At 69.0% G+C, this 10975-nt stretch carries 7 protein-coding genes; 4 read left to right on the forward strand and 3 right to left on the reverse strand.

What is annotated here, in order from left to right:
- Nucleotides 1-10 precede the first annotated feature (10 nt).
- Together ACFYOY_RS19155 and ACFYOY_RS19160 are read right to left on the reverse strand one after the other, a co-directional pair.
- On the reverse strand, nucleotides 11-805 hold the full coding sequence (locus ACFYOY_RS19155) for an MIP/aquaporin family protein (RefSeq protein ID WP_351885831.1): 795 nt from the start codon (nucleotides 803-805) through the stop codon (nucleotides 11-13).
- 276 nt (nucleotides 806-1081) lie between these two features.
- Entirely contained in the window at nucleotides 1082-1846 is a 765-nt protein-coding gene (locus ACFYOY_RS19160; RefSeq protein WP_351885828.1) for an IclR family transcriptional regulator, read from the reverse strand.
- A gap of 236 nt (nucleotides 1847-2082) precedes the next feature.
- Between ACFYOY_RS19160 and metH the strand changes: the two genes are divergently transcribed.
- The 4 genes from metH (at nucleotide 2083) to ACFYOY_RS19180 (ending at nucleotide 10024) form a co-directional block, all read left to right on the forward strand.
- The gene (gene metH, locus ACFYOY_RS19165; protein ID WP_388588217.1) at nucleotides 2083-5589 is read left to right on the forward strand and encodes a methionine synthase; all 3507 of its coding nucleotides are present in this window, start codon (nucleotides 2083-2085) and stop codon (nucleotides 5587-5589) included.
- A 149-nt stretch (nucleotides 5590-5738) separates the two neighbouring features.
- Entirely contained in the window at nucleotides 5739-6440 is a 702-nt protein-coding gene (locus ACFYOY_RS19170) for an HAD family phosphatase (protein WP_351885822.1), read from the forward strand.
- Between the two features lie 338 nt (nucleotides 6441-6778).
- Nucleotides 6779-8377, forward strand: a complete 1599-nt coding sequence (locus ACFYOY_RS19175; protein ID WP_351885819.1) for an ABC transporter substrate-binding protein — start codon at nucleotides 6779-6781, stop codon at nucleotides 8375-8377.
- 51 nt (nucleotides 8378-8428) lie between these two features.
- A complete protein-coding gene (locus tag ACFYOY_RS19180) occupies nucleotides 8429-10024 on the forward strand; it encodes an ABC transporter substrate-binding protein (RefSeq protein ID WP_351885816.1) in 1596 nt (531 codons plus the stop codon).
- Nucleotides 10025-10119: 95 nt separating this feature from the next.
- On the opposite strand, the gene ACFYOY_RS19185 is transcribed toward ACFYOY_RS19180, so the two are convergent.
- Complete coding sequence (locus ACFYOY_RS19185; RefSeq protein ID WP_009719179.1) at nucleotides 10120-10791, reverse strand: response regulator transcription factor; 672 nt, start codon at nucleotides 10789-10791, stop codon at nucleotides 10120-10122.
- Nucleotides 10792-10975 lie beyond the last annotated feature (184 nt).

Genomic DNA, 10975 nt, shown 5'->3' on the forward strand with positions numbered 1-10975 from the left:
GTGGGGTGGGCTAGGCGAAGGCGATCTCGTAGATCCCGCCGGCGATGGCGCCGCCGATGAGCGGGCCGACGACCGGGATCCAGGCATAGCCCCAGTCCGAGCCGCCCTTGTTGGGCAGCGGCAGGAGGGCGTGGGCGATACGGGGGCCGAGGTCACGCGCCGGGTTGATGGCGTAACCGGTGGGGCCGCCGAGCGAGAGGCCGATGCCGACCACCACGAAGGCGGTGATCATGACGCCGATGACGCCCAGGCCCTTGCCGTCGCCGTTGAGACCCTGGGTGAGGATGGCGAGCACCAGCACGGCCGTGGCGATGATCTCGGTGGCCAGGTTCTGTCCGACGTTCCGGATCTCGGGGCCGGTGGAGAAGACGCCCAGCACCGGGCCGGCGTCGGTGGCCTGCTGCTTGTCCGCCGCCACCGTGTCCTGGGCGCCCGGGCCGCCGACGATCTCGCGGTCGGTGAGATGGGCGTGGAAGTGGCCGAGGTAGGCCAGCCACACCAGCGACGCGCCGATCACCGCACCGAGCATCTGGCCGAGGAAGTAGACCGGCACATCGCTCCACTCGATACCGCCCTTGATGGCGAGGCCGAGCGTCACCGCCGGATTGAGATGAGCCCCCGAGAGAGGCGCCGAGATATAGGCGCCGGTGAGCACGGCGAAGCCCCACCCGAGGGTGATGGCGACCCACCCCGCCTCGAACGCCTTGGATCGCTTCAAGATCACGCCGGCCACGACACCGCAGCCGAGCAGAATGAGTACGGCGGTACCGATGGTCTCGCCGATGAAGATGTCGGAGCTGGACACCCGCGACTCCTTTGTCCTTCGTCCAGGGGAAGGCGAACCCCCGGGTTCTCTCCGGTGGTCCGCGCCCTCGTGGGAGGGCGTTGGTCGGCCCGCGGCGAGTCCACCATAGCGAATATTGTCGTCAGGTGTTCGACAATGCCGACCGATGAACGGCAGTTTTCTTCACGGCGAAGACCCCGTCAAGGGTCGTGTGAAGGAAAAATCGCGCGTATGTGAAACCGTGATGAAGCAGGTCATGCCGGGATATGGGGGCAGATCGGCACGGGTTGGCGCGATTCAGAAACGGAGGGCGCCCAGGTCCCGGGAGACGGCGCGCGCGCAGTCCCGTACGGCCGCCACGAGCTCCGAGCGCAGCTCCCCGTCGTCGCACACCCGCTCGACGGCGCCCGTGATCCCCACCGCTCCCACGGGCAGCCGGCGCCGGTCGTGGATGGGCGCCGCGACCGACGCCACGCCCTCCCAGGTCTCCTCCACATCGGAGGCCCAGCCGCGCGCCCGGATCAGGTCCAGCACGCCCTCGAACTCCCGCTCCCCGGTCACCGTGCGCGGGGTGAACGCCTTACGGTCGGCCTCGGTCACCTCGGTGTGGGCGACCGGGTCATAGGCGGAGAGCACCTTGCCCAGGGCCGTGGAGTGCAGCGGGTGCATCGCGCCGACCTCCAGCACCTGGCGGCTGTCGTCCGGCCGGAAGACATGGTGGACGATCAGCACGCCCTGCTGGTGCACCACGCCCAGGTACACGCTCTCGCCGCTGGAGCGGGCCAGGTCGTCCGTCCAGACCAGGGCGCGGGCGCGCAGCTCGTGCACGTCCAGATAGCTGTTGCCCAGGCGCAGCAGCTCCGCGCCGAGCTGATAGCGGCCGGAAGCCTCGTCCTGCTCGACGAAGCCCTCCTGCTGCAGTGTGCGCAGTATGCCGTGTGCGGTGCCCTTGGCCAGCCCCAGAGTGGAGGCGATGTCGGACAGTCCCAGACGTCGCTCACCACCGGCGAGCAGGCGTAGCATCGCGGCGGCGCGCTCCAACGACTGGATGTTCCGGGCCATCGCCAACCTCCTGACTGCGGTTCGACAATGCTGAACACTATCGGTCCATGTCGACCCCGCGGTACCGCAAGGCCATGTGTCGACGATCAAGGGCCCGTCGAGGGCCGGCCGCCCGCGCCCATCCCGGCTGATGGAACGACCATCGTGAAATGACCACTGGCAGCTACCCTGGCGTGGTGCGCCGTCCCCAGGGAGGGCGCAAAGCCGACAGCCGTCGCACTCCAGGGAGCACATCCATGGCCTCGCATACGCCATCGCCCACATCCGCCGCCCGAGCCGACGCGCTCCGCGAAGCACTGGCCACCCGCGTGGTGGTCGCCGACGGCGCGATGGGGACGATGCTCCAGGCGCAGGACCCCAGTCTCGACGACTTCCAGCAGCTCGAGGGCTGCAACGAGATCCTCAACATCACCCGCCCGGACATCGTCCGCTCGGTCCACGCGGAGTACTACGCCGCCGGGGTGGACTGCGTCGAGACCAACACCTTCGGGGCCAACCACGCGGCGCTCGGTGAGTACGACATCCCCGACCGCGTCCACGAGCTCTCCGAGGCCGGCGCCCGGATCGCCCGTGAGGTCGCCGACGAGTTCGCCGCCGACGGACGCCAGCGCTGGGTGCTCGGCTCCATGGGCCCCGGCACCAAGCTGCCCACCCTCGGCCACGCGCCCTATGTCACCCTCCGCGACGCCTACCAGGCCAATGCCGAAGGCATGATCGCCGGTGGCGCGGACGCCCTCCTGGTGGAGACCACCCAGGACCTGCTGCAGACCAAGGCCGCGATCCTCGGTGCCCGCCGCGCCCTGGACGCCACCGGCGCCAACCTCCCCCTGATCTGCTCGGTCACCGTCGAGACCACCGGCACCATGCTGCTCGGCTCCGAGATCGGCGCGGCGCTCACCGCCCTCGAGCCGCTCGGCATCGACATGATCGGCCTCAACTGCGCCACCGGCCCCGCCGAGATGAGCGAGCATCTGCGCCACCTCGCCCGCCACTCCCGTATCCCGCTGTCCTGCATGCCCAACGCCGGCCTTCCGGTGCTGGGCAAGGACGGCGCCCACTACCCCCTCACCCCCGGCGAGCTGGCCGACGCCCAGGAGACCTTCGTCCGCGAGTACGGGCTCTCCCTGGTCGGCGGCTGCTGCGGCACCACGCCCGAGCATCTGCGCCAGGTCGTCGAGCGGGTCCGCGACCTGACCCCCACCGAGCGCTCCCCGCGCCCCGAGCCCGGCGCCGCCTCGCTCTACCAGACCGTGCCGTTCCGCCAGGACACCTCGTATCTGGCGATCGGCGAGCGCACCAACGCCAACGGCTCCAAGAAGTTCCGCGAGGCCATGCTGGAGGCCCGCTGGGACGACTGTGTGGAGATCGCCCGGGAGCAGATCCGCGAGGGCGCCCATCTGCTCGACCTGTGCGTCGACTACGTCGGCCGGGACGGCGTCGCGGACATGGAGGAGCTGGCCGGGCGGTTCGCCACCGCCTCCACCCTCCCCATCGTCCTGGACTCCACCGAGGTCGACGTCATCCGGGCCGGGCTGGAGAAGCTCGGCGGACGCGCGGTCATCAACTCCGTCAACTACGAGGACGGGGACGGCCCCGAGTCGCGGTTCGCCAAGGTCACCCGGCTCGCCCAGGAGCACGGCGCCGCCCTGATCGCGCTGACCATCGACGAGGAGGGCCAGGCCCGCACGCCGGAGCACAAGGTGGAGATCGCCGAGCGGCTGATCGCCGACCTGACCGGCAACTGGGGCATCCACGAGTCGGACATCCTCATCGACACCCTGACCTTCACCATCTGCACCGGTCAGGAGGAGTCCCGTAAGGACGGCATCGCCACCATCGAGGCCATCCGCGAGCTCAAGCGGCGCCACCCGGACGTCCAGACCACGCTGGGCCTGTCGAACATCTCCTTCGGCCTCAACCCGGCCGCCCGGATCGTGCTCAACTCCGTCTTCCTCGACGAATGCGTCAAGGCGGGCCTGGACTCGGCGATCGTGCACGCCTCCAAGATCCTGCCGATCGCGCGGTTCGAGGAGGAGCAGGTCAAGACCGCCCTGGATCTGATCTACGACCGCCGCGCCGAGGGCTATGACCCGCTGCAGAAGCTGATGGGGCTCTTCGAGGGCGCCACCGCCAAGTCCCTCAAGGCGGGCAAGGCCGAGGAGCTGGCCGCGCTGCCCCTGGACGAGCGCCTCAAGCGGCGCATCATCGACGGTGAGCGCAACGGCCTGGAGGCCGATCTCGACGAGGCGCTCCAGGAGCGGCCCGCCCTCGAGATCGTCAACGAGACACTGCTGGACGGCATGAAGGTGGTCGGCGAGCTCTTCGGCTCCGGCCAGATGCAGCTTCCGTTCGTGCTCCAGTCCGCCGAGGTCATGAAGACCGCGGTGGCGCATCTGGAGCCGCACATGGAGAAGTCGGACGACGAGGGCAAGGGCACCATCGTGCTCGCCACCGTCCGCGGCGACGTCCATGACATCGGTAAGAACCTCGTGGACATCATCCTGTCCAACAACGGCTACAACGTGGTCAACCTGGGCATCAAGCAGCCGGTCTCGGCGATCCTGGAGGCCGCAGAGGAGCACCGCGCCGATGTGATCGGCATGTCCGGGCTGCTGGTGAAGTCCACGGTGATCATGAAGGAGAACCTGGAGGAGCTCAACCAGCGCAAGCTGGCCGCCCGGTTCCCCGTCATTCTCGGCGGCGCCGCCCTCACCCGTGCGTACGTCGAGCAGGATCTGCACGAGATCTACGAGGGCGAGGTGCGCTACGCCCGCGACGCCTTCGAGGGCCTGCGGCTCATGGACGCCCTGATCGCCGTCAAGCGCGGTGTGCCCGGCGCGGCGCTTCCCGAGCTCCGGCAGCGCCGCGTCCCCCAGCGCGCCGCCCAGGTGCGGGAGCCGGAGCCGGACGAGGGTCCCGCGCGCTCGGACGTGGCCACCGACAATCCCCTCCCCACCCCGCCCTTCTGGGGCACCCGTGTCGTCAAGGGCATCCAGCAGGCCGACTACGCCTCCTGGCTGGACGAGGGCGCGCTGTTCAAGGGCCAATGGGGGCTCAAGCAGGCCCGCACCGGCGAGGGGCCCGGCTACGAGGAGCTGGTGGAGCGCGAGGGGCGGCCCCGGCTGCGCGGCTGGCTGGACCGGCTGCACACCGGGAACCTGCTGGAGGCGGCCGTCGTCTACGGCTACTTCCCGTGCGTCTCCAAGGGTGACGACCTGGTCCTGCTGAACGAGGACGGCAGCGAGCGGACCCGCTTCACCTTCCCGCGCCAGCGCCGCGGCCGTCGGCTGTGCCTGGCCGACTTCTTCCGGCCCGAGGAGTCCGGTGAGACCGATGTCGTCGGGCTGCAGGTGGTGACCGTCGGCTCGAAGATCGGCGAGGCCACCGCCGAGCTGTTCGCCGCCGACTCCTACCGCGACTACCTGGAGCTGCACGGCCTGTCCGTCCAGCTGGCGGAGGCGCTGGCCGAGTACTGGCACGCCCGGGTCCGTGGCGAGCTGGGCTTCGCCGGTGAGGACCCGAGCGAGATGGAGGACATGTTCGCGCTGAAGTACCGCGGCGCGCGCTTCTCGCTGGGTTACGGCGCCTGCCCCGACCTGGAGGACCGCGCGAAGATCGCCGATCTGCTGCGGCCCGAGCGGATCGGGGTGAAGCTCTCGGAGGAGTTCCAGCTCCACCCCGAGCAGTCCACGGACGCCATTGTGATCCACCACCCGGAGGCCAAGTACTTCAACGCGCGGTAGTCCTCCGGCGGCGGTTCGTGACCGCCTTTCGGTGCTCACGAGGCGCGTCGGCGCGGCGCGACGTAGACTGGTCGATCCGGTAGAGGCCGGTCGCCTTCCCGTCAGGGGAAGGGGGCCGGCCTTCGTGCCCCTTATCCGGAGGTGTTTGGATGACCAGCAGCATCCCCGCCGTCGAGACCCGTACGGCCGAAGGCTCGGCCCTGCAAGCCGTTCTGCTCGACATGGACGGCACCCTGGTCGACACCGAGGGCATCTGGTGGGACGCGGAGGTCGCCATCTTCGCCGAGCTCGGTCATGCGCTCGCCGAGGAGTACCGCCAGGTCGTCGTCGGCGGCCCGATGTCGCGCAGCGCCCAGTTCCTGATCGAGGCCACCGGCGCCGAGATCGCCCTCGCCGAGCTCACCGGCCTGCTCAACAGCCGCTTCACCGAGCTGATCGACGGCACCGTGCCGATGCTGCCCGGCGCCCGCCGGCTGCTCACCGAGCTGGCCGCGCAGGGCATCCCCACCGCCCTGGTCTCCGCATCCCACCGGCGGGTGATGGACCGGGTCCTGCGCTCGCTCGGCCCGGAGCACTTCACCCTGACGGTCGCGGGCGACGAGGTCGAGCGGACCAAGCCGCATCCGGACCCCTATCTGTTCGCCGCGGCCGGACTGGCCGCCGAGCCGGGGCGGTGCGTGGTCATCGAGGACACCGACACGGGCGTACGGGCCGCGGAGGCGGCCGGGTGCCGGGTGGTCGCGGTGCCGTCCGTGGTGCCGATCGAGCCCACCGCGGGACGTACGGTCGTCGGCTCGCTCGAAGAAGTCGATCTCTCATTTTTGCGTACTCTGGTCACTGCAATGCACTGAACGCGCACCGAGCGTATTTCTGTAAATTGCAAACTGAATAGCGCGGGCGCACTTTTCACGTTCCGTTGGCGACAATGGAACGTGATGTTTATCACTGTGCATGCCGTGAACGAGTGGGGTGGTTGCCTGTCGCGCGTCCTGTCTGGTGCGATTTGGGTGAACCCATGTGTCCGGATTGGTGGCATGCCGTACGAATCGTGGCGGCGTCCGGATATCGGTCAATGGCCGCTCGTTATCGGGGCGTGATATCGCCTCAACTTCGTTGTGTCTGAGCATGGTCGGCGCCGCGGACTAATCTCATCGCGAGTAGTTGATCGATGGCAGGGAGACTCCCGACAATGACGCGCAAGTCGCTGGTGCTGCCGGCTGTGGCCGGCCTCCTGATCTCCACGCTCGCCGCGTGCGGTGGTACCGACGGCTCGGGCTCGGACGGTGAGGCGATCGTCCTGGGCAGCACGGACCGCATAGAGGCGTCGAAGGCGGCGCCCGCTCCGCTGGACCCGGCCCTGGCCTACGACTTCGCCTCCTGGAGCGTGCTGCACAACGCCTTCCAGACGCTGATGAGACTGCCCCGCTCGGGAACCGAGCCCATACCCGACGCCGCCGAGAAGTGCGGCTTCCAGGACCGGCAGAGCGAGCAGTACCGCTGCACGCTGCGCAGCGGGCTGAAGTTCTCCAACGGTCACGACCTGACCTCCGAGGACGTCAAGTTCTCCCTCGAGCGCGTGCTGCGCATCGACGACCCCAACGGCACCAAGTCGTTGCTGTCCAACGTGGACAAGATCGAAACCCCCAGCGACCGCGAGATCGTCATCCACCTCTCGCAGCCGGACGCGACCTTCCCGTCCAAGCTCACCACTCCGGCCGCCGCGATCCTGGACAGCGAGGTCTACAAGCCCGACGCGCTGCGCAATGGGTTCGAGATGACGGGCTCGGGTCCGTACACCGCGAAGACCGAGGTGCGCGACAACCGGCTGGTCAAGGTCGTCTTCACCAAGAACAGCCACTACAAGGGCGATGTCGAGCTGAAGGCCGACAAGGCGGAGATGCGTTTCTACGACTCCGCCGCGACCATGGAGAAGGCGCTGGTCAAGGGCGATCTCGACGTGGTCCACCGGGGCTTCTCGCCCGATCAGATCGACAAGCTCAACAAGGGCGACGTCAAGGGCGTCCGGCTCTTCGAGTCCTCCGGGCAGGGCATCCGCTATCTGGTCTTCAACACCTCGGACCCGGCGGTCAAGAACAAGGCGGTCCGGCAGGCCATCGCCCATCTCGTGGACCGCCAGGCGCTGGTGCGCGATGTGTACAAGCGGACCGCCGAGCCGCTCTACTCGATGATCCCCACCAGCATCTCCTCGCATATCAACTCGTTCCACAACGAGTACGGCGACCCGGACCCCGCGGTCGCCAAGAGCGTGCTGCGCGACGCCGGTATCAGCACCCCGGTGAAGCTGACGCTGACCTACACCACCGACCACTACGGTCCGGAGACGGCCGGGGAGTTCAAGGAGCTGAAGAAGCAGCTCAACGCCAGCGGGCTCTTCTCCGTCACGATCAAGGGCTACCCGTGGCGGGACTTCCGCCCGGCGCTCATCAAGCGGCAGTTCTCCGCCTCCGGGATGGGCTGGCTGCCCGACTTCCCGGACCCCGACAGCTACACCGCGCCGTTCCTCACCACGGACAACTTCCTCAACTCGCCCTACCGCAACAGCACCATCCAGGACGACCTGATCCCCAAGACCCGGCAGGAGGCCCAGCGCAGCCTCGCCGACAAGGACTTCCAGTCGATCCAGAACGCCGTCGCCAGCGACGTGCCCTATCTCCCGCTGTGGCAGGGCAACACCTATGTGGCCGCCCGCGAGAACGTCATCGGCGCCGAGTACGCCTTCGACTCCTCGACCATGCTCCAGCTGTGGGAGCTCGGCAAGGGCGACTGAGAACGACCCACGGGGGTCAGGCACGAAACGACGAATGTGTGAGGAAGACCGTTGAGGAAACGTGATCAGTGGCTGGCAGCTCCCCTCGGCGCGGGACTGGCCGCCGCCCTGCTCACCGGATGCGGCAGTGAGGACGGGGACGCGGCGGGCAGCGGCGAGCACGTGGTCATGGGGATGTCGGACGAGGTGCTCGCCACCGACCCGGCATCCGGCTACGACCCGGGCTCCTGGCTGCTGTTCAACAACGTCTTCCAGTCCCTGCTGAGCTTCCCGAAGGGCAGCACCACACCGCAGCCGGAGGCGGCGGAGAAGTGCTCCTTCAAGGACAACGCCAGCCGGGTCTACTCCTGCACGCTGCAGAACGGCCTGACGTTCTCCAACGGCCATCCGCTCACCTCCGAGGACGTCAAGTTCTCCTTCGAGCGCACCAAGCGGATCAATGACGCGAACGGTCCGGCGCTGATGCTCGCCTCCATCGGCAGCATCGATACCCCGGACAAGCGGACCGTCGTCTTCCATCTGAAGGGCTCCGACGCGACCTTCCCGCAGAAGATCGCCTCCGGCGCCGGGTCCATCGTCGACCACCAGGAATACCCCGCCGACAAGCTCCGCACGGACCACAAGGCGGTCGGCTCCGGCGTCTACAAGCTGGACTCCTTCACCAAGGACGAGGCCGACTTCTCCGTCAACGGCGGCTACCAGGGGCCTGCCCGGCCGAAGAACTCCGGGCTGAGCCTGAAGTTCTTCCACGGCGGGCAGGCGCGGCTGAAGTCCGCCGTGCAGAAGGGCGATGTGGACCTCGCCTACCGCGGGCTGGCCATGCGGGACCTCGCCGACCTCCAGGCGCAGAGCCTCGGCGGCGGCAAGAGCCTGAACGTGGTCGAGGGCACCGGCGCCGAGGTCCAGCACCTGGTCTTCAACATGAAGGACCCGGTGGCGGGCAAGCTCGGGGTGCGCAAGGCCATGGCGTACCTCATCGACCGCTCCACCCTGGTGCGGGACGTCTACAAGCGCACCGCCGAACCGCTGTACTCGGTGGTCCCGGCCGGGATCACCGGCCACAACACCGCCTTCTACGACAAGTACGGCGACCGCCCGCAGCCCGAGAAGGCCAAGCAGGCGCTGCGGGACGAGGGCATCTCCGGCAAGGTCAAGCTCACGCTGTGGGGCACCCCGATCCGGTACGGCCCCGGCACCGTCCCGAGCCTGCGCCAGATCGCCCGGCAGCTCAACGCGAGCGGGCTGTTCGACGTCGACGTGAAGAGCGCGGACGTCGCCGCGTACGAGAAGGGCGTCGCCGGCGGGAAGTACGGCGTCTATGTGAAGGGCTGGGTGCCCGACTACCCGGACCCGGACAACTTCGTCGCCCCGTTCTTCGGCGCCGGCAACGTCCTGGCCAACCACTACACCTCGCCGCGGCTGTCCGCGCAGCTCATCCCCGCCACCGCCGAGCAGCCCAGCCGCGAGGCCACGGTCGGCGACTTCCAGCGGATCCAGGACATCGTCGCCGACGAGGTGCCGATGCTCCCGCTGTGGCAGGGCAAGCAGTACGCGGTGGCCCAGGACGACATCTCCGGGCTCCAGTGGACCCTCGACTCCTCGACGGTCTTCCGCTTCTGGGAGATCGGCAAGTCGTCCGACAGCTGACGGGGACGCGTGGCTTTACGGCGGTACGGCGGGAGGCCCGGGGCGCGCGCCCCGGGCCTCCCGCCGTACCGCCACCGTCCCGGGGCCGCTGGCCGCTACTGCGCGCCGGGGCGGACCAGGCCGCTCTCGTAGGCGTAGACGGCGGCCTGCACCCGGTCGCGCAGCCCCAGCTTGGTCAGCACATGGCCCACATGCGTCTTGACCGTGGTCTCGCTGACGAACAGATCCGCGGCGATCTCCGCGTTGGACAGCCCCCGGGCCACCAGCTTCAGCACCTCGACCTCGCGCTCGGTCAGGGTGTGCAGCGTGTCCGGCACCGGCTCCTCGCCCGACGGCAGATGCCCGGCGTACTTGTCGAGCAGCCTGCGGGTGATGCTGGGCGCCAGCATCGCCTCGCCCGCCGCCACCACCCGGATGGCCTGCACCAGCTCGGTGGCGGGCGCGTCCTTCAGCAGAAAGCCGCTGGCCCCGGCGCGCAGCGCCTCCACCACGTACTCGTCCAGATCGAAGGTGGTCAGCACCAGCACCTTGGCCGGGCCGTCCCGCCCCGGACCGGTGATCTGGCGGGTCGCCTCCACGCCGTCCATCCGCGGCATCCGGATGTCCATCAGGACCACATCGGGCTGCAGCGCCCGCACCTGGTCGAGGGCCTGCAGACCGTCCCCTGCCTCGCCGACGACCGCCAGATCCTGCTCCGCCTCGAGGATCATCCGGAAGCCGGTGCGCAGCAGCGGTTGGTCATCGACCAGTAGGACGCGGATCGCCACGGGAACTCCTTCGCTAGACCGCGTCCATTCTGCCCGCCCGTCGCCCACCACCACCCTCAGGGGGCGCTACGCGGCACCTCCTTCTTGCCCGTCGCCCACCACCACCCTCAGGGGGCGCTACGCGGCACCTCCTTCTTGCCCGTCGCCCACCACCACCCTCAGGGGGCGCTACGCGGCACCTCCT

Origin of the sequence: Streptomyces sp. NPDC007875 (assembly GCF_042868035.1) — a bacterium.
GTDB lineage: Bacteria > Actinomycetota > Actinomycetes > Streptomycetales > Streptomycetaceae > Streptomyces > Streptomyces antimycoticus.